Origin of the sequence: Ruminococcus sp. RTP21359st1_H3_RTP21359_211015, assembly GCF_040909065.1 — a bacterium.
In the GTDB taxonomy this organism is placed as follows: Bacteria; Bacillota; Clostridia; order Oscillospirales; family Ruminococcaceae; genus Hominimerdicola; species Hominimerdicola aceti.
The window spans coordinates 64,336-84,254 of sequence record NZ_JBDGDD010000005.1; the positions used below are offsets into that span (position 1 = coordinate 64,336).

The 19,919-nt window shown below is 44.3% G+C and carries 19 protein-coding genes and 1 other annotated feature; of the genes, 6 read left to right on the forward strand and 13 right to left on the reverse strand.

The genetic code is table 11. From position 1 onward, the window contains the following. Position 1: 1 nt before the first annotated feature. The 5 genes from AB5Z01_RS03385 to AB5Z01_RS03405 form a co-directional block, all read right to left on the reverse strand. Positions 2 to 1,351 carry a MurT ligase domain-containing protein gene (locus AB5Z01_RS03385; protein WP_287215515.1) on the reverse strand — a complete coding sequence of 450 codons (1,350 nt, stop codon included), beginning with the start codon at positions 1,349 to 1,351 and terminating at the stop codon, positions 2 to 4. A gap of 137 nt (positions 1,352 to 1,488) precedes the next feature. After that, positions 1,489 to 2,214 (reverse strand): amino acid ABC transporter ATP-binding protein, encoded by a 726-nt coding sequence (locus tag AB5Z01_RS03390; RefSeq protein WP_022287638.1) that lies wholly within the window; start codon positions 2,212 to 2,214, stop codon positions 1,489 to 1,491. Then, positions 2,201 to 2,893, reverse strand: coding sequence for an amino acid ABC transporter permease (locus AB5Z01_RS03395; protein WP_117877813.1), 693 nt, complete (start codon positions 2,891 to 2,893; stop codon positions 2,201 to 2,203). The genes AB5Z01_RS03390 and AB5Z01_RS03395 overlap by 14 nt, the downstream gene beginning before the upstream one ends. Positions 2,894 to 2,961: 68 nt before the next feature. Next, the gene (locus AB5Z01_RS03400) at positions 2,962 to 3,741 is read right to left on the reverse strand and encodes a transporter substrate-binding domain-containing protein (protein ID WP_022287636.1); all 780 of its coding nucleotides are present in this window, start codon (positions 3,739 to 3,741) and stop codon (positions 2,962 to 2,964) included. A gap of 213 nt (positions 3,742 to 3,954) precedes the next feature. Continuing rightward, positions 3,955 to 4,590, reverse strand: coding sequence for a peptidylprolyl isomerase (locus AB5Z01_RS03405; RefSeq protein ID WP_270761470.1), 636 nt, complete (start codon positions 4,588 to 4,590; stop codon positions 3,955 to 3,957). 231 nt (positions 4,591 to 4,821) lie between these two features. Here AB5Z01_RS03405 and AB5Z01_RS03410 point away from each other — a divergent pair, with 231 nt between their 5' ends. After that, positions 4,822 to 7,497 (forward strand): YfhO family protein, encoded by a 2,676-nt coding sequence (locus AB5Z01_RS03410; RefSeq protein ID WP_332008287.1) that lies wholly within the window; start codon positions 4,822 to 4,824, stop codon positions 7,495 to 7,497. A gap of 128 nt (positions 7,498 to 7,625) precedes the next feature. Here the strand turns inward: AB5Z01_RS03410 and AB5Z01_RS03415 are convergent, their stop codons facing one another. From AB5Z01_RS03415 to rpsT, 3 genes are all read right to left on the reverse strand, one after another. Then, complete coding sequence (locus AB5Z01_RS03415) at positions 7,626 to 9,278, reverse strand: glycosyl hydrolase (protein ID WP_368365328.1); 1,653 nt, start codon at positions 9,276 to 9,278, stop codon at positions 7,626 to 7,628. A 240-nt stretch (positions 9,279 to 9,518) separates the two neighbouring features. Continuing rightward, positions 9,519 to 10,364, reverse strand: coding sequence for a glycosyltransferase (locus AB5Z01_RS03420; protein WP_022287632.1), 846 nt, complete (start codon positions 10,362 to 10,364; stop codon positions 9,519 to 9,521). A gap of 154 nt (positions 10,365 to 10,518) precedes the next feature. Next, the gene (gene rpsT, locus AB5Z01_RS03425; protein ID WP_022287631.1) at positions 10,519 to 10,770 is read right to left on the reverse strand and encodes a 30S ribosomal protein S20; all 252 of its coding nucleotides are present in this window, start codon (positions 10,768 to 10,770) and stop codon (positions 10,519 to 10,521) included. A gap of 221 nt (positions 10,771 to 10,991) precedes the next feature. Between rpsT and gpr the strand changes: the two genes are divergently transcribed. The 5 genes from gpr (at position 10,992) to ybaK (ending at position 15,780) form a co-directional block, all read left to right on the forward strand. Further along, on the forward strand, positions 10,992 to 11,861 hold the full coding sequence (gene gpr, locus AB5Z01_RS03430) for a GPR endopeptidase (RefSeq protein ID WP_278339865.1): 870 nt from the start codon (positions 10,992 to 10,994) through the stop codon (positions 11,859 to 11,861). Between the two features lie 322 nt (positions 11,862 to 12,183). After that, the gene (locus AB5Z01_RS03435) at positions 12,184 to 13,599 is read left to right on the forward strand and encodes an ABC transporter substrate-binding protein (RefSeq protein WP_117927458.1); all 1,416 of its coding nucleotides are present in this window, start codon (positions 12,184 to 12,186) and stop codon (positions 13,597 to 13,599) included. A gap of 214 nt (positions 13,600 to 13,813) precedes the next feature. Continuing rightward, the gene (locus AB5Z01_RS03440; RefSeq protein WP_022287628.1) at positions 13,814 to 14,443 is read left to right on the forward strand and encodes an AAA family ATPase; all 630 of its coding nucleotides are present in this window, start codon (positions 13,814 to 13,816) and stop codon (positions 14,441 to 14,443) included. A gap of 216 nt (positions 14,444 to 14,659) precedes the next feature. After that, positions 14,660 to 15,262 carry an AAA family ATPase gene (locus tag AB5Z01_RS03445; RefSeq protein WP_022287627.1) on the forward strand — a complete coding sequence of 201 codons (603 nt, stop codon included), beginning with the start codon at positions 14,660 to 14,662 and terminating at the stop codon, positions 15,260 to 15,262. A gap of 29 nt (positions 15,263 to 15,291) precedes the next feature. Further along, positions 15,292 to 15,780, forward strand: coding sequence for a Cys-tRNA(Pro) deacylase (ybaK, locus tag AB5Z01_RS03450; RefSeq protein ID WP_022287626.1), 489 nt, complete (start codon positions 15,292 to 15,294; stop codon positions 15,778 to 15,780). Positions 15,781 to 15,809: 29 nt separating this feature from the next. Here ybaK and AB5Z01_RS03455 read toward each other — a convergent pair whose 3' ends face one another. From AB5Z01_RS03455 to AB5Z01_RS03475, 5 genes are all read right to left on the reverse strand, one after another. Continuing rightward, positions 15,810 to 17,048: a chloride channel protein gene (locus AB5Z01_RS03455; RefSeq protein WP_368365329.1), complete on the reverse strand. Its 1,239-nt coding sequence runs from the start codon at positions 17,046 to 17,048 to the stop codon at positions 15,810 to 15,812. Between the two features lie 166 nt (positions 17,049 to 17,214). Then, entirely contained in the window at positions 17,215 to 17,589 is a 375-nt protein-coding gene (locus AB5Z01_RS03460) for a RidA family protein (RefSeq protein WP_022287624.1), read from the reverse strand. Between the two features lie 23 nt (positions 17,590 to 17,612). Then, on the reverse strand, positions 17,613 to 18,815 hold the full coding sequence (gene ilvA, locus AB5Z01_RS03465; protein WP_022287623.1) for a threonine ammonia-lyase: 1,203 nt from the start codon (positions 18,813 to 18,815) through the stop codon (positions 17,613 to 17,615). A gap of 46 nt (positions 18,816 to 18,861) precedes the next feature. Next, positions 18,862 to 19,086: a binding site (T-box leader), on the reverse strand. A 260-nt stretch (positions 19,087 to 19,346) separates the two neighbouring features. Next, entirely contained in the window at positions 19,347 to 19,652 is a 306-nt protein-coding gene (locus AB5Z01_RS03470; RefSeq protein ID WP_022287622.1) for a hypothetical protein, read from the reverse strand. A 14-nt stretch (positions 19,653 to 19,666) separates the two neighbouring features. Then, a complete protein-coding gene (locus AB5Z01_RS03475) occupies positions 19,667 to 19,906 on the reverse strand; it encodes a hypothetical protein (protein ID WP_022287621.1) in 240 nt (79 codons plus the stop codon). Between the last annotated feature and the right edge of the window lie 13 nt (positions 19,907 to 19,919).

Here is a 19,919-nt window from a genome sequence, read left to right on the forward strand (position 1 = left end):
TTTACTTTTCCTCCCCGTTTTCTTTCAGGTTCTTGTATCTTTTTATTGCCGCTCTTGTTGGCTGGATAGCGGTATAATTTGCTATGGCAAACTTATCCCCCTTTGTGGAGAAGAGTGACGCTGTTGCTTCGTCAAGATCAGGATAAACGAATATCTTGTCAGGGTCATAGCCTGAACATTTTATTCTTATGGCGATATCGTAGGCTCTTGTACCAGAAGTCACAACTCTGTCAACATTATTGAACACAGAGAAGTTTATATCCCATATCCAGGAAACGTCATGGCCGTCTGCAAGGTTATCGTTAAGGACAAAAAGCAGTTCCTTTGAGCCTGCCTGCTCGTTCATCACACGCAGGGTCATATTTGCGCCAACAGGGTTTTTAGCAAGGTTCACAAGAAGGCTTGAGCCGTCAACCTCAAAGCGTTCAAGTCTGCCGTTATTCACCTCGAAATGCTCGAAAGTGTCATGCAATATAGCCTTATCAAAATTATAGAGCTTTGCGGCGGTATAGACAGCTGCCATGTTATACATATAATAGATACTGTTATGAGCGGTCTTATATGTTTCCCCGTCTGCTTCAAAGGACGGAACAGTCAGGTCAACGTTCTTTATCTCCACCTCAGGCTTGATATTGCCGAAACCACACTTTGGACAATGGAACTTGCCGATATGTGAATACTGATAATAGTCATAGACAAGCTCAGTATCGCAGAAAGGACAGAACTTGCCCTCGCCCACCTCATAAGGCTTATCCGTTGCGCCCTGATATCTGTCAACGCTGAAATAGTGGATATTCTTGTTATTAGGGTTAGCAAGTCCAAGTCTTGCCACGTTTGGGTCATCGGCATTGAGAACAACGTTGCCCTCAAATGTTTCAAGGAACTTTTTCACCTTGAGAATGAGTGTTTCCACCTCGCCGTTTCTGTCAAGCTGGTCACGGAAGAAGTTTAGCAGAACAAGGGTCTGCAAATTGAGCTTTGAATAGACCACAGGAACGTGTGACTCGTCAGTTTCAAGCACAAGATAATCGGCGTGGACTCTGCCCCTCATATCGCAGTGATTGAGCAAAAGTGAGCATATTCCCGTATCAAGATTGTTGCCCTCCGGGTTTGTGATTATCTTCTTTCCACCGCTTGCAAAAATGTGGCTGAGATAGTTTGTAACAGAGGTCTTGCCGTTGGTGCCTGTGACAGCAACGATAGGGCAATCCACCTTGAAAGCCTTCAGGCAGTCTTTATTTATAGTCCACAGCACAAGCCCAGGAAAGTTGCCTGCGTCCCTGCCAAGCAGGTGCAGAGTTTTTACCATAAGCTTGCCGAAAATAATGGTGAAAGCGTTTTTTAAACTCATTTATGTATCTCCTATTAAAATAAAGTCGTATAAAATAATAATAGACCATAACGCCCATAATGTCAAGCATTTTAGACCTTTGCAAACAAAAAAACACCGCACAAAGGCGATAGACGCCCCTTGTGCGGTGTTGGCTTCTATATAATTTTTGAGAGAAAATCTTTCAAACGCTGATTTTCAGGGTGTGCAAAGAACTCTGACGGCTTGTTCTGCTCGAGTATTTTTCCGTCTGCCATAAACAGAACTCTTGAAGCAACTTCCCTTGCAAAGCCCATTTCGTGGGTAACGACAACCATTGTCATTCCGTCGTTTGCAAGCTGTTTCATAAGCTCCAACACCTCGCCCACCATTTCAGGGTCAAGTGCAGAAGTAGGCTCGTCAAAAAGCATTACTTCAGGGTTCATCGCCAGTGAACGTGCAATAGCTATTCTCTGTTTCTGACCGCCTGAGAGCCTTGAAGGATACTCGTCAGCCTTATCAGGCAGACCAACTCTTTCCAAAAGCTCCTCCGCCTTTTTGTCGGCTTCATCGGCTGTCATAAGGCCAAGCTTCACAGGGGCAAGAGTGATATTCTTTTTTATTGTAAGATGTGGGAAGAGGTTGAAATGCTGAAAAACCATGCCCATTCTCTGTCTGAGCTTGTTCATTTCATGCTCGTTCGCCTGAGTGATGTTCTCGCCCTCGAAGAAAATATCTCCAGAAGTAGGTCTTTCCATAAGGTTAAGACAGCGGAGAAAGGTGGATTTTCCTGAGCCTGACGGACCAACGATAACGACCTTTTCGCCCTTGTCGATAGTTTCGTTTATATCTTTCAGCACTTCGACCTCGCCGAAAGACTTGCTGAGATGTTTAACGTCTATCACTTTGCGACAGCCTCCTTTCAAGCTTTCCTACCAGATGAGTAAGCACAACTACCATTATGAGGTAAATAAGTGCAACTGTTATAAGCGGCATGAATGCCGAGAACGTCTGAGAACGGATTATATCTCCGCCCTTTGTAAGGTCCTGAATTGCGATATATCCTGCAACAGAGGTTTCTTTAAGCAAAACTATGCACTCGTTTGCAAGGGCAGGCAGAACAGTTTTAAAAGCCTGCGGAAGAACTATTGTTATCATTGTCTGACGATAGCTAAGGCCAAGGCTTCTTCCTGCTTCAAACTGACCGTTGTCAACTGACATGATACCTGAACGGACTATCTCAGCCACATATGCGCCTGAGTTCACGCCGAATGCAAGCACAGCCACAAGAGTCTTGTCTATGTTCACACTTCCGAAAATAACAAAATATGTTATAAGGAGCTGAACTACCATAGGAGTTCCTCTTATCACTGTAAGATACACTCTGCAAAGGGCGTTGAGTATCTTCATTTTGCCTGTCTTATCATGAGTAGAGCGGACTATAGCCACAAGAAATCCCAACACAAAGCCAAGTATGACCGCAAAGAAGGTTATGATAAGTGTTGTTTTAAGACCATTGGTAAGATAATGCCAACGGCTCTCGTCCAAAAAATTTTGCTGGAAATCGTCGATCAATTTGTTCAATTCAGCACTTCCTGTTCTTTATCAAAATAATTTCGGCTGCCGCTCTACGACAGCCGAAGTGTGAAAAATTATTTCTTTCTTACGATTATTACCTGACTTGATGATGTGTAAGTGTCAGAGAAAAGAACGTTTTTCTCTCTGTCAGGTGTAACTGTCATACCTGCAACGCCAACGTCTGCCTTGCCTGACTGAACGGCTGAGATGATAGAATCAAATGCCATATCGTCTATCTTAAGCTCATAACCAAGCTTGTCGCAAACTGCCTGCATCATATCAGCGTCGATACCAACGACCTTATCGTTCTCTTTGCTCTCGTATGGAGGGAACTCAGCGTTTGTTGCCATTACAAGCGTACCCTTATCTCTGCTAACATTATCAGGGGACTTGTATGGGTTCTTGCCAGCGTTCTCGCCAACGTAGTTTGCCTTGATAGCGTCAAGTGTTCCGTCAGCCTTAAGCTCCTTGAGAGCACCGTTGACAGCTGTCTGAAGCTCAGTGTTGTCAAGCTTCATAGCGATAGCGTATTCTTCCTCAGCAAAAGGCTCGTCAAGTATTTCAAGATCGTCGTTCTTCTCAACGAATACCTTAGCAGGCTCAGCGTCGATTATAACAGCGTCTATCTTGCCCTGCTTCAGAGCCTGAACAGCATCAGCGCCCTTGTTGTATTTTTCTACCTTAGCGTCCTTAACGTCCTCGGCATAGATATCGCCTGTTGTTCCAAGCTGAACACCGATAGTCTTGCCCTCCAGATCGTCAACGCTGTGAACTGTATTAGCAGGCACTCCGCAGCCTGCAAGCATTGTAACGCTCATTGCCACTGCAATAAGTCCTGCTGCAAATTTCTTCATAACATACATTCCTTTCAAAAATTGATAGCGACAGCCCTCCAATACCGACTGTGCATAAACCTATATCATATATTATAACTGAACAAACGGCTTTTTGCAATAGCTTTTATCAGTGATTTGATATATAAATTATGAATTTTTTGTTTTGCCAAACCATTTTAGTAAACAAAAAAGGTATCCACCCAATGGGGACACCTCTTTGTGAAAATCAGCTTAGAAATTCATTGTGAACTGAACTCTGTGGTTGCCGTCTGCGTCATCATCTATCATTTCAGCCTTTACGATAGTGATAGGCGTAACAGGCTTTGACTGTGCGTTGTCTGAACCTGTTGTTCTCTCAACTTTAAGAAAGTCATCAACAACGTCCATGCCCTCTGTTACCATGCCGAAAGCCGCATACTGTCCGTCAAGGAAGGTATCCTTATCGCTGTAGCAGATAAAGAACTGGCTTGAGGCACTGTCCATATCGTTTGCTCTTGCCATTGAAACAACGCCTCTTGTATGGCTCAGGCTGTTTTCAACGCCATTTGCTGAGAACTCGCCCTTGATAGTTTCCTTGCTTCCGCCTGTGCCGTCACCGTTAGGGTCACCGCCCTGTGCCATAAAGCCGTCTACAACTCTATGGAAAGTAAGTCCGTCATAGAACTTTTCCTTTACCAGCTTCTCGAAGTTCTCGCAGGTGATAGGTGCGTCATTGGCATAAAGCGTGATAACGAACTTCTTGTCAGTGTCAGCCGCAGAGGTCTGTGATGAGCTGTCACCCTTATCTCCGCAGGCTGTAAGAACTGCGCAGGCAAGCACGCCTGCTGTGCAAAGAGCCAATGCTCTGAATAGCTTTTTAAGTTTCATTTTTATCGTCCTTTCGATCATTATTAATGGCACTTCTGCCTTTTCACTAGCCTATTATAGCACCTCCCTGCAAAAAAATCAACATCAGACCATGTTTTTCACATAATTTTCATCATACGAAGCCTAAAGTTGGCTTATTTAATATTGATTTTTGACTCTTAATGGAGTATAATTATAATGTTTTTTAAAGAAAAATATAAAAACTATGTTATGTATGGAGGACTGAACAAAATGGATAAGCTGAAAAAAGCTCTGCCTTTTATCTTCCCACCTCTGGCTGTATTGCTCATAATGGGATTTGCTTTTTATCGGCATGGGCTTTACCCTTTTGGTGACGGCACTGTATCATGGTGTGATATGTCACAGCAGGTGATACCCCTGCTCACCGACTTCAAGGATATTTTCACAGGCAAGGACGGAATGTTCCTTAACTTCCACAACGCAGGAGGAATGGACCTGTGGGGCGTTTTCTTCTTCTTTATCGCAAGCCCCTACACCTTGCTTGTGCTTTTTGTTGACAAGGCTGACATCATCTACCTTGTGAACATTCTCACAGTGCTTAAAATGATGACGGCGGCTGTCACGGCGCAGATATATTTCCGCTCCTGTCAAAAAAAGCTCGACCCTTACATTGGCGCTGTACTCAGCGTCATATATGCATTCTGCGGCTATGGAATGCTCTATTATCAGAACAACATATGGCTCGACATGATGTATCTTTTCCCGCTTCTTATGGTGGCGTTCAGGGAGCTTTTTGAGAAAAAGCGCATTATCCCATACACTGTCATGCTCACACTTATGATGATAGTGAACTACTACATCAGCTACATGATAGTTGTTTTCATACTGCTTTTCATGGCGCTTTGCTGTTGGCGTTACCGCAAGGAAGAAAAATACAAGGACGTTCCATGCAGATTTGTTATAGGCTCGCTCCTTGGTGCATTGCTTTCGGCGGTGGTATGGATACCATGCTTCCTGCAGTTTTTGTCAAGCGGACGTTCAAAGTCAGTTATCCAACAGCTTGAGACTTCTTCATTCATCACAAACTACTACACGACCTTCTGCCTGCTGTTGTCAACGGCTTCGGTCATAGTGATAGTTGCGGTATTTCTTCTTGACGGCAAAAAGAGGAGCAAGCGTCTTAACACCGACCTTATAATGCTCTTTTTGATGCTCGTACCTATTTTAATAGAGCCTGCGAACCTTATGTGGCACACGGGAAGCTATATGTCATTCCCATGCAGATACGCTTTCATCACCATTTTCTTCGCACTTATCTGCGCAGGATATTTCCTTTCATCGGAAAACGCAGTGGCAAAAGGAAAGAAAAACTGCGACCACTTTGTTATATTCCTGATACTTGCGGCACTTATCTACGGCTTTTACAACTTCTCTGAGGGCTTTGTTGAAAACAACCGCTCGGGAATATCAAAATACACTTCAAGTCTTTGGCAGGACAGCACCGCCTTTGAGCTTTGCCTTGAATTTTTCATTGTGGCGGCGGCATTTTATGCGATTGTCGTTCTGCTACACAAAAAAGGCTGGATATCAAAGAAGATATTTGCTGTCTTCCTTGCAATGTTCGTTGCGGCTGAGTCCTACGCAAACGTGAACATTTATATGGTATCCCCAAGCATGAACAATCCTCAGCGTGCGGCTAATCATCAGAAGATAATGGATCTTTCAGACAGACTTGACGAAACAGAGGGCTTTTACAGAGTAAAGACCGCAAGCAAGCTTTTCGAGGTCAATCTGGTCGGTTCAATGGGATACAATTCCCTGAGCCACTACACCTCCCTCACAAGCCGTGATTATATGTACATGATGAAACAGCTTGGTTACTCCTCCTACTGGATGGAGGTAGGCTCATATGGCGGAACGGAGCTTACTGACGCTTTGCTGTCAGTAAAATATCTTATTGAAAAAAGTACAGGCTCGGCTGACGCTGTATATTCAAACGATACCTACGAAATAGTGCCGACAGAATACTATCTCCCCCTTGGCATTGTGACCGACGCTGACCTGAGCGGCAGTGAGGAGCTTTCCACAGGCACAAGAAGTAACGTTCAGAAGAAGCTTTTTGAACAGCTTTTCGGTGGCAACGGTAACAAGCTTATCACAGACTACGAATACACCACGATCTATGGTGTGCAGGACGACAGTAACTTTAAACCGAACTACACCCTCACTACTACTAGCGATGTAGCCTACATGGACTACAGCATAGATGTGACAGACAAGCAGACACTTTATTTTGACTGCTTCGACAAGCTTTCAAACAGCCTCAGCGAAGATATAAACGGAAGCTTCATGGTAACAGTGAACGGTCAGGTAAAACAGATGGATTATCCGTCACAATCGAGTAACGGGCTTTTGAAGCTTGGGGAATTTGAAAATGAACACGTCAACGTGCGTGTGACCTTGAAGAAAGACATCACAAGCTGCCGTTCCTATGGCGTTTTCGGGCTTCACCACAATGTTCTTGAAAAGGCACTTGAGCAGGCACAGACCGCCGGTCTTACAGACAGTGACGGCAAGCTTTCTGGAAGCGTTAATGCAAAGGCAGGACAGAAATGTGTGCTTCAGATACCATATCAGGAGGGTCTGAAAATAAAGGTCAACGGCAAGGCTGTTTCATATGACAAGGTTTTCGGTGACCTTGTAAGCTTTGACTTGCAGGAGGGCGAGAACACCATAACTGTAACAAGCGTGCCAAAGGGCTTTTATGCAGGTCTTGCACTGACTATCGCAGGCATTGCACTGACAGCAGGATTTTTCTTCATAAGAAAGAAACTGAAATTCGGAGAAACTATGGAAACCGCTGCATTTGTGGCAGTAATCGGTGCGGGAGCTATAGTGATCATAGTGGTTTATGTTGCACCTTGCATACTGAATATTTATAGCTGATAAAATATAACAGATATAAATAACACAGGGGCAAACAGCGTTCGCCCTCCTTGGTACAAGCATTGTAATTATAAAAACAAAAACTGCGGATAGCATTTTGCCGTCCGCAGTTTTTATTTTATCCGAATTTACTTATGCTCCTCCAGATACTTTTCAGTATCCATTGGATAACATTTCAGGTTTGGAAGCTCGTCAAGGGTGAGAACTCTTTCGCTGTTGTAGATCTTGTTCCACTCGTCAAATGTGGTGTACTGATCTGAAAGCTGTTTATCCTTGATACAGAACTCGCCGTTCCATGTACTGAACCACGCCCAGCGTGTGCCGTCGTTGAATGCTCCGTCAGGGTCGAACATCGAACCGTTCTCTGTCATTGCGATTATCTTTTTTGTGGATGTGCTTGACTTCACAAGGTCATAATACCACTTCTGTGAAGAGCTGTCCCGCTCTGCAGGATAACAGTCATAGCCCATGATGTCAACATACTCATCACCCGGATACCAGTCAGGATTCTGTGCGTTCCATACCCAGATCAGGTTGTTAAGACCATACTCATTTGTGAACTTGTCATACATGAGCTGCCAAAGCTGAATGTATGCGTCCTTTCCTGCTGAACCCCACCAGAACCATGCGTTGCCGGGATACTTAGGGTCGCCTGCCGCCTCGTGGAGAGGTCGCCAAAGGATAGGCACGTTTGCGTCTGCAAGCTCTTTAAGTACCCCTGCCATATGGTCAAGGTCTGCTATGATAGAATCGTAGCCCTCTTTGTCCTCGCCGCTGAGAGCCTTTGCAAGGTCGAAGTCTGTGTATTCAGAATAGAAGCCCTGCCACCATGCTCCGCCGTTCTTTTCCAGGTTTTTCTCAGGGGCATACCAATGCCAGCAAAGTGAAACTATACCGTTTTCGTTGTTGTACCAGTCCATAGCCTGCAACGGCACCATATCTCCGCCGCCTGCGCCATGTGAAAGTGCGCTGTTTGAAAGGTTTGAAACGTCAAGACCAAGTATAGCAGGCGTCTTGCCTGTGTGCTTCTTTATCTCCTTGAACTCACGGCAGTCCTTGCCCTCGTTATCTCCTGAGGACTGACCTGAGATAGTATACTTTCCGTAAACGTCCGTAAGGAAGTTATAAAGTCTTTTTGCCTCGTCAGAAGCGTTAGGGTTTGAAAGCTGATTTGATACCTCATACTGTGAAAGGTCGATAGCAGGAGCTGGGGTTATCTTTATCTTGTCAATATAGATATGACCATTGTCGCCCTTTATGCCTACCTTATGAGTACCTTCGTCGATAAGCACATTTTCAGCCATAGTGTCGCCAAACTCTGTTGTGGTCGATGTGAAGTTTGTGAGCGCAGCACCGTCAACAGTGATAAGATTTGACTGACCCTCGCCGTCTGCCGCCATTGTGAGAGTAATATTATAGCTTCCCTTTGCAGGAAAATCTATCTCGAACTCCACCATATCTCCCGATGAGCCTACGGAAACGAAGCCATCGCCAGAAAACTTACCAAGGAAATTCTTATCAAGCACTGCCGCACCTCCCGAAAGAGTTCCTTTTTCCGCCTCGGACTCGTAACTGAAATCCTCAGGAACGTCATACTCTGTCGTTACGTCTGAAAGGTCGATATTGCCCATATCCTCAACGACAGGGGCTGTTGTAGTGGTAGTCTCACCTGCTGACGAGCTGCCTGAGCTGCTGTTTCCTGTGCTGCTACAGCCTGCTGCCGCACAAGCGATAAGCACTGCCATAACGGCAGCAACTGTTCTTTTCATTATTTCACGCATAATGTTCTCCTTATCATTAATATTTAAAATATTCAAATTTTTATAAAGCCAAGCTTTGCGAAGCTCTCGCCTTTAGGCTTTATATTCCATACTTTTAAATATATCATATAAAAAATCATTGTCAATAGCCATTTTTAATGTTTAACATCGTGTTCAAAATTGATAACGTTTACTTTTATTTGAACTAAAAAAATATGAACCCACACGACATTGGGTTCATATTTTCATATATAAAAAATATTATTTTCTGAGAAACGTTCTGTATACCCAACGGGTGAATTTTCTGGGAAATATAAACAAGCCAAGCTGCAGAGCGCATGGCATGAAAAAGTCACGGAAGCCCGTATACCCTGAGCGGTGTATTATCCACCTCACACGAATGAAAGCCTTTGTATGCTCCCAGCTTTTGCGTGTATCCACAGTATTTTCATCTATGCGGTAGCGCACAAGCACCTCAGGTATATTCTGCCCCTTTGCACCATGCTGTAACATTCGTGCGATAAACTCATAGTCCTCGCACATTTTAAGGTCACTGTAACCGCCTATCTTCTCCGCAAAGGACTTGCGAAAAGCCACAGACTGCCTGTTGAAAGGGTTGCGTCGTTTGGAATATGAAGCGATATCCTTATGCATGACAGGCACTTTTTTCACCGAAACTACCTCGTCAGTGTCAGTGTCGAACTCCTCCACATATGTGCCGATGATATCAAGCTTAGGTTTCACCGCAAAAAGGGTCATCTGCTTCAAGCATCGGTTAGGGAGAGATATATCGTCGCTGTCCATTTTCACGATATAATCGCATTTACACGCCTTTATGCCCTCGTTGTAAGCCTTTCCAACGCCCACGTTCTCGTCTATCTGAACGATATGGAAAATATGCTTGAACTCGTCCTGAAAAGACTTCACGATGATATTAAGCTCGCAGGTGAGCTTGCCGTCGCACACAAGCACGAAGTCAGAGGGAGGATATGACTGCATGAGCATAGACTCAAGACTCTCGTTAAGGTTCTCAGGAAGCTCACGGTCATACACCGACATAAGCACACTGTATTCAGGCAGCGTATATTTTCCAACACGATACGTCATAAAATCCCTCCCCTGCATTATTATCAACTCAATTATACTATAACAGCTCCAAAAAGTCAACTACGACCAACAAAGTATACTATTTATATAGTACAGACCAATACACAAAAAAGACCGCCCCATTCGGAACGGTCTTGTAAGCTACTTTGAAAAATTAGCCAAGCTTCTTAGCAAGCTGTGATACCTTTCTTGCAGCGGCATTCTTATGCATAATGCCCTTTGTGCAAGCCATATCTACCTTCTTGATAGCAGCTCTTACTACTTCTTCCTTGTTTTCTGCATTCTCAGCTACAGCAGCGTCAGCCTTCTTGAGTGCAGTTTTAAGATCAGACTTTACAGCCTTGTTTCTCATTGTCTTAGTGTTGATAACCTTGACTCTCTTCTTAGCGGATTTAATGTTTGGCATACCGACACCTCCCTCATTCTGTATAAATTTGCACTTATTTGCACAAGCTATCCGCAGACTGAGAGGAAATGCGGAAAGCCCTTTAAACAAGCCTTGTAAAATATTTTACCACATTTCAAAAGAAATTGCAAGGGGGTTTACTGAAAAAAATATAGAAATTTTGCGGTCTAAATTGTAGGAACACACAAAAACTTACACGATATCACAGAAAGGTGAATAAAATGAGCATTAGAACGGATATGGCGGCGGAGAGCTTTTCTCAGGCAGGCGGTGCGGAAAAGCTTCAGGGAGTGAAAGTCAAAAACAAGGTTATTGAAAACGCTAGGCTTGAGGTAACGGACATCACCATAGAAACACAGGAAGCCGCCGAAAAGCTTGGCAGACCTGTTGGCAGATACATCACCCTTACCGCCACAGATTCAACATTCGATATGTACAGCGACAGTTTTCGTGAGCGTGCAGAAGTCATAGCAAAAGCCATAGGGGAGCTTTGCGGTGGTTGTGAACGTTTTTTGGCGGTAGGGCTTGGGAACTATGCCCTGACTTCCGACGCTGTTGGCCCTCTTACTGCTGAAAAGATCTTCGCTACCCGCCACATAAAAAGCCTTGCAAAAGAGATTGATACTGACGATCTGGGCGAGGTCACAGTGATACAGACAGGAGTGCTTGGAAACACGGGAATAGAATCCTCAGAGCAGGTAAAAGCAATTGCAGAGCGTGTAGCACCGCAGGCTATCATTGCCGTTGACGCACTGGCTTGCAGCGAACTTTCAAATCTTGGCAGGACAATACAGCTTTGCAACACCGGCATTTCTCCGGGAAGCGGAGTCGAAAACGCACGAAAAGAGCTTTCGCTTTCGACCCTCGGGGTAAAGTGCATTGCCATAGGTGTGCCAACGGTCATAGACCTTTGCACTGCCGCACAGCACATTTTCGGTCAGACCGCACCTGAAAGCTCCGAAAACATCATGGTCGCTCCGAAAACTGCTGACAAACTTTCGGAAAACTGCGCAAAGCTCATTGCAATGGGCATAAACCGCGCCGTTCACCCTGCCATGTCGCAAGAGGACATTCAAGCTCTCACCTGCTGACAAAAGGCAGGTGGTACAGTAATGTAAAACCTGTATACAACAATTGTAAACTTTTTATTAATATGTATGAGTGAAATTGCGAAAACGTTTTCTGAAAACGAATACTCACACAAATTCAACACACCTTTGTCATAATCAACAAAAACGCTTGAGCTTTATATTGCAAAATGCTGATTGACTAAATTTAAACTTTTTGTTATCATTAGTAAGGACGAAAAATAAGCGTTATGGCAAGCGTTGTCGGGTAACAATGCTTGTCGATCGTAACAGATGAACGTTTTTGGGTAAGGAACATTCGTCTATTATCAAGGAGGTTACTATAATGAAAATGGCAAAGAGAATTTTCGCTGCTGCTTGTGCGCTTTCACTGGCTTGCAGCATGGCTGCTTGCGGCAGCTCATCAAGTGACAGCTCATCTTCCAAGAAGGAAGCTAAGGCTATGACAGATGATCAGAAGGAGCAGGTAAATGCACTTCAGGATAAGCTCCCTGACATCGAGCTTTCAAACAAGACTATCAAGTGGATGGCTCACTATGACATCAACCCTAGTGATGGTAAGTCAGAATCACCTGCTATCTCACTTTTCCAGACTAAGTACGGTGGAAAGATCGAGTACGTTCAGACAACTTGGGATAACAGATATACTGATCTTGCTAAGGCAGTTATGGCTAACGACTCACCTGACTTCTTCCCTGCTGACGACATGGACGCATTCCCTAAGGGTGCTATCAAGGCCATGTTCGAGCCTATCGACGATGTAGTTGATTTCAGCTCAGACATCTGGTCATCATCACAGACACTTAACGATTCATTCGTATTCAACGGCAAGCACTATGTAGCTGCTATCGACGTAAGACCACAGTATGTTTGTACATACAACACAAAGACAATATCAGACTTTGGCTATGACGATCCTGCTGAGCTTTACGCTAATGACGAGTGGACATGGAGCAAGTTCACAGAGATGTGCCTTGACTTTGCAGACTCTGAAGCTGACAGATATGCTCTTGATGGTTACTGGTATGGCAAGGCTCTTAACGATACTTGCGGTTATCCACTTATCGGTCTTGAGGACGGCAAGCTTGTAAACAACATGGGCAAGGCTGAAGTTGGCACAGTTCAGGATCTTATGTACAACCTTGAGAAGAACAACGTTGTATTCGACAGATCAAGCAACAACTGGAATACAAGAGGTGACGGAGCTAACGGTGAAGGTCTTGGTTCACAGCTCACACTGTTCATTCCTATCGGCACATGGGCTCTCGAGGATACTCCTGAAAAGACTAAGACATTCGGAAGCGTCAAGGACGGCGAGGTTATGTTCGTTCCAATGCCAAGAATGGACGATTCTGACAAGTACTATGTATCTACAGGTGTAAACGGCTATCTTCTCTGCAAGAATGCTCCAAACCCAGACGGCTTCAATGCGTTCGTAAACTGCTGCAAGGTTGCAAACTCTGAGGTACAGAACATTACAGAAGAACAGCTCAAGAACGACTACGGCTGGACAGACGATATGATCGAGATGCGTAAGACAATTTACGATCTGGCTAGACAGAATCCTGTATTTGACTTCCAGGACGGCGTATCTGCTGAGCTTTCAACACTTATGCAGACAGTAAACCAGGCTACAATGATAACAGGCGGCGGAGCTACTACATGGACAGAGTGCGTTGCTGAGAACCAGAAGGCTGTTGATTACATCATCAAGGAAGCAAACGCTAACGTTGCTGAATAATTCAGTATTTTCAAGCGGGACGTTCATTCGTCCCGCTTTTTTATTGCCTTTGTATTTGTCACGAATTTGTTAAATATATTTGTACGCAAAATGCACAATATAAAATACATAAATTTGTGCAAGAATTTTACGAATTTTTATGTACAAATCACAAAAAATATGCTATAATAAATACACGTTAAAAAGAATATATCAAAGAAGGGAGATATGTTTTATGAGATCGATTATTACTATCAGCCGTGAATTTGGCAGCGGAGGACGTGAAATAGGCAAGAAGCTTGCTGATGATCTGGGCATACCTTTCTATGATAAAGAGCTTTTGGAAATGGCTTCAAAAGAGAGCGGTATATGTCAGGAGCTTTTTGTTAAGAACGATGAGTCCTATACCAACAGCTTTCTTTTCTCACTGGTCATGGGTAATTACCCTGTAAGTGCAGACGGCAGGATCAATCCTGATATGCCGCTGAATCACAAGATTTTCTTGGCTCAGTTTGAAACTATCAAGAACATTGCAAAGAAGGGTCCTTGTGTTATTGTAGGACGTTGCGCTGACTATGTTCTGAAAAATGAGCCTAATATTATCGACTTCTTCATTTCCGGCAACACTGCCGAAAAGAAAAAGCGTATCCTTGAGAGATACGATATCGAAAAAAACAAAGCTGAGGACTTTATCCGCAAGACTGATAAGCGGAGAGCTTCATACTATAATTATTACACCGACATGAAGTGGGGCGAAGCAAAGAACTATGACCTTTGTATCAACTCGTCCAAAACAGGCGTTGACGGTGCTATCAAGCTTATGAAGGCTTATATCGAAATAAAAGAAGCCAACGCTGATAAATAGGAATTTTTCGTTTTAATTCATTTTACTTTCCTTACTACGAAAGAGGGCTGACCATAGGGTCGGTCCTTTTCCGTTTTATGAGGAGTTTTATTACTCCAGCTTAAACAAAGTGTAACCAATATGTTATTGACAATAACAAGCAAATATATTATACTGTATAAAAGGGCAGAAGTCCGACAAAAAAATAAAAAAATACTGCAAAAGGAGAAACAGAAAATGGCTGAAATAAAAGTTATCACTATCGGCAGACATTATTGCGCAGGCGGTTCGACTATCGGTAAGCTTGTGGCTGAAAAGCTTGGTATCCCATGCTATGACAGAGAGATAATCGACATGGCGGCACAAAAAAGCGGCATTGCAATGAGCGAGATACAAAAATACGAGGAAGCCGCTCTGAGCATTCTCAAAACACCGATAAATCTGTTTTCAAAGGAGAAAGAGTATCCTATAACAGAGAAGATATTCGCTGCTGAAACAGAGGTAATAATGGAGCTTGTTTCAAAGGGAAACTGCGTTATCGTGGGCAGATGTGCAGATTTTATACTGAAAAACAAAGTCAAGACGCTGAATGTCTTCATTAATGCAAGCTTTGAGAAGCGTCAGGAGTGCGCAATTGAGAAGCACAACATCTCCGAGGACGAGGTGGAAGCAAGGCTCAAAAAGTATGACAAAAAACGTGCCGACTATTACAACTCCAACACCAACAAAAAGTGGGGAGATATTTCAAGCTATGATATGTGCCTTGACAGCGGCAGGCTTGGCTACGAAATGTGCGCCGAGATAATTGCTGACACTGTGAAGCTTTCAAGGGAGAAATAGGGGCAATATTTTATTGGGAGCGATAAAAAATGTCAAAGGATAAGGAAGTCAAGACCAACGCCATGCGTATTCTTGACAGAAATAAGGTAAAATACAAGGTCAACACATATGAGTGCGACGAATTTATCGACGGCATACACATTGCAGATATGCTCGGTCAGCCGTATGAAAGCTCGTTCAAGACCCTTGTGACAGTGGGTAAAAGCGGAAATTACTATGTTTTCGCTATCCCTATCGCAGAGGAGCTTGACATGAAAAAGGCGGCAAAGTCTGTGGGCGAAAAGTCGGTGGAGATGCTCCATGTGAAGGATATAAACTCTGTTACGGGCTACATTCGTGGTGGCTGTACACCCCTTGGTATGAAAAAACAGTACATGACGGTAGTTGACAGCTCTGCAGAGCAGTTTGAGGAGATAATCATAAGCGGCGGACGTATCGGGTCGCAGATAATGCTTTCTCCGAAAGACCTTATCAAGGTCACAAGGGGTAAATTTGAGAGCATAACAATGAGTGAATAGACAAAAAAAGAGAGCCGCTTGGCTCTCTTTTATTTTGCATTTATGTTGATATATTCGGGCTTTGTCTTTGAGTACATTATTTTCTGGCTGGAATAAAGTCCGTAATAGCCCGAAAGCATATAGCTTACTCCGCAGGCAACCGCAAAAAGCACAAGTCCACTTCCGCCGAAAAGCTCATAGCTGAGAAGTATGGAAGCCACAGGGCAGTTCACAACGCCACAGAAAAGTGCCACAAGACCTATAGCCGCACCGAATGATGGGTCAAGCCCCAAAAAGCCTGCGGCTGTACAGCCGAAAGTTGCTCCGATAAAGAAGGTCGGGACTATCTCACCGCCCTTGAAGCCTGTATTTATAGTTATGGCGGTGAAAAGCATTTTCAGGGCAAAGGCTTCCGGGTGCGCCTTACCTTTCTCTAAAGCCGCCACGATAACGTCTACGCCTACTCCGTTGTAATCCCTTGTACCTACAAGCAAAGTCAATGCAATGATCACAACGCCACCTACAGCTATCCTGAGATAGGTGTTAGGCAGATACATCTGAAATCTTGAATGTGAAAACTCCATTACCATGCAAAGGAGTATGGATATCACCGCACAAAGAGCCGCAAGCGCCGCTATCTGAGTCACAGACACAAGGGAAAGCCTTGGTATGCCTGTTATGTTGAACTTTGTTGGCGCAAGCCCTGCCAACAGCGATATTTTATATGCGATAAGAGAGGAAGCTATGCAAGGCACAAGACCCACATAGTATATAACGCCCACGCTTATTACTTCCATAGCGAAAAAAGTCGCAGTCAAAGGCGTGCCGAAAAGTGCGGCAAACACTGCACTCATTCCGCACATTATCACAAGGCTGGAGTCTTTTTCGTCAAGCTTTAAAAGCTCGCCTGCCTTTGCGCCAATGCTTCCGCCAAGTTGCAAAGCCGCACCCTCACGTCCTGCCGAACCGCCCGTAAGGTGGGTGAGTACGGTGCCTAGAAAGATGAGAGGCGCCATAAGCAGCGGCACTTTGATGTTTCCACGAACAGAGCTTATGATAAGATTTGTACCGGTCTCCTCGTTCACCTTGCAGACACGATAGCTGAAAATGATAAACAGACCTGCCAACGGCATAAGATACAATGTCCAGCTATGACCCTCACGGAAGCCTGTGGCAAAGTTTACCGCCATATGGAACAGCGAGCCGACTATTCCCCCTATTACACCCACTGCGCAGGCGATAAAGACCCACTTTGCAAAGGCTATGGAGAATTTTTTCACCGTCCGCATTTTGCTTTTTATAAACTCACTGCTTATTTTTCTCACCCCTTTTTACAGAAAAACAACGGGCGACATATGCCGCCCGAAATACTTGAAATACAGCCCCACAATAATGGGACGTCGCATTTCTGTGAAACAAAAATTCAGCCGTTCCACTACAAGATAATATGCTAAATTATACCTCAGCGATTACCTCTACCTCAACGAGAACGTCCTTTGGAAGCTCTTTTGCGGCAACGCATGAACGTGCAGGCTTTGATGTGAAATACTCGCCGTAAACTCCGTTAAATGCACCGAAATCTGACATATTCTTAAGGAAGCATACTGTCTTTACAGCCTTGCCGATAGATGTTCCTGCGGCTTCAAGAACGTTTGTGAGGTTCTTGCAAACCTGATGTGTCTGCTCCTCGATAGTTGTTGCCTCAACGTTGCCTGTTGCTGGATTTATTGCTATCTGACCTGATGTGAAAACAAGGTTTCCTACCTTCATTGCCTGTGAATATGGACCAATTGCGTCCGGTGCGTTCTTTGTGTAAACAACTTCTGCCATTTTTATCTACTCCTGTCTTAAAATTACTTATTGACTATCTTAAAGCCTGCGGCTGTAAGAGCCTGTCTTATCTCTCTGATATGATCGAAGTTTCTTGTTTCAAGAACAAGTCTGAGCAGGCAATCTGTGATATCGCTGTCCTCGCTTGCTCTCTCGTGGTGAACAGAAACAACGTTTCCGCCAAGCTTTGAAATTATCTCTGAAACATCTCTAAGCTGACCAGGTCTGTCCTCCAGCTGGATAGTAAGAGTATCAGATCTGCCAGACTTGAGCAGACCTCTCTTGATAACTCTTGAAAGGATAGTTACGTCTATATTTCCGCCTGAAACAAGACATACAACCTTTTTGCCCTTGATGTCAGGTATCTTATTAAACATTACTGCGGCAACAGGTGTTGCGCCTGCGCCCTCTGAAACGAGCTTTTGCTTCTCGATAAGGTGGAGGATAGCTGATGATATCTCGTCGTCTGAAACGGTAACAACGCCGTCAACATACTTGCTGCAATACTCAAAGGTATGCTCGCCAGGCTCTTTTACCTTGATTCCGTCTGCGATAGTGTGAACGCTTTCAAGGCACTCTATCTTGCCGTCTTTAAGTGAATTTACCATTGAAGGTGCGCCTTCAGCCTGAACGCCGTATACTCTAACGCTTGGCTTGAGCTGTTTTACAGTGAATGCAACACCTGAGATAAGTCCGCCGCCGCCAACTGGAACAACGATAACGTCTGCGTCAGCCACCTGACTTAGTATCTCCAGACCGATAGTTCCCTGACCTGCGATAACGTTCTCGTCATCGAACGGGTGAATAAATGTATAGCCGTTAGCGTCACGAAGCTCGATAGCCTTTGCATAAGCGTCATCATAAACGCCAGGCACAAGACATACCTCAGCGCCATAGCCCTTGGTTGCCTCTACCTTTGAGATAGGTGCGCCGTCAGGAAGACAGATGATAGACTTTATACCGTTCTTTGTTGCGGCGAGAGCAACGCCCTGTGCGTGGTTTCCTGCTGAGCAGGCGATAACGCCGTGTGACTTTTCCTCGTCTGAAAGCTGTGATATCTTATAATAAGCTCCTCTTACCTTGAAAGAACCTGTTACCTGAAGATTTTCTGTTTTCAGATAAACGTCACAATCAGGGTTTACCTTTGGCGCATGGATACACGCTGTTGGTCTGATGACCTCTTTAAGCACGTTTGAAGCGTCAAAAACCTTATCCAATGTAAGCATAAAAAACAACCTCTTTTTTCTATGTAATAAAAAAAGCCCTCGCCTGACTAGAGGCGAAGACATAATATCTCCGTGTTACCACTCTGATTGCAGACCATAAGCCTGCCACTCATATCTCTTTCTAACGGTGAGAAACCGTATCCGCTTAACACATCTGCTTAGGCGGATCAGCTCAGAGATGATCCTGACGGCGTTATCCCTGCGGACTTTCACCAAACGTCCGCTCTCTGCGAAGTATTCGCACCGTCACCTTTCTCGTCACAGCCTTTACGATATTCAATACAATCATTATATCACCATAAATATGAATTGTCAACAGCAATAAAATGAATTTTTCTCTAAGACATTATACAAAAAATAAAAACCCACACGAGCGTGCAGGTTTTTATTCATTAAGGAAGTATAGAAAAAATATATGAAGAAAACAATCATGAAGTCTTTTTAACTGTCGGTCTTTCCTTTCCGACTGTAATAATATTACCACTGCAATGTGATAGAATTATGTGCAAAGAGAGTGCATTTGCAAAAATATCACCTTTTGTTTGCGTAATGCACAACGATATGACGAAGCTTCCCTGTGGTCATATCCCTGCCCTTTATATCCGCTCCGTTGTGGCTCATAAGCTCAGCGCAGACTATGCCGTCGGTACTGCACCTGAAAACCTCGTGTCCGTCACACACCACCACAAGCTTTTCACTATCAACAGATATTCCGCCTGTTCTTCCGATAACATTTTCCTCTGCGCCCTCACGCTCCACCACATAGGAAACTCGTTTTCCGTGATAGCGTTCAAGCTCTTTTAACGGAGTGCCTTTATTTTTTCTGAAAAGTCCCATTTTACGCTCCTGTATCAATTATCTGCTATATTATTATCATTTCCTGCACAAAGCTGCCTTGCGGAGGCGATAACGTCAAGCGACTCGCCCACCGACTGCAAAAAGGCTGACAGCAGCCCAAGCTGGTCAACGCTCAAACCCTCGCCAAGATAATTTGCAAATGCCGCAGCCATTATATTAAGCTGCTGACCGCAGCACGATCCCCTGTTTTCCACTGATACCGCCCTTTCCTGCTCACAACGTTTCTCTGTCATAATATGCGTCAGA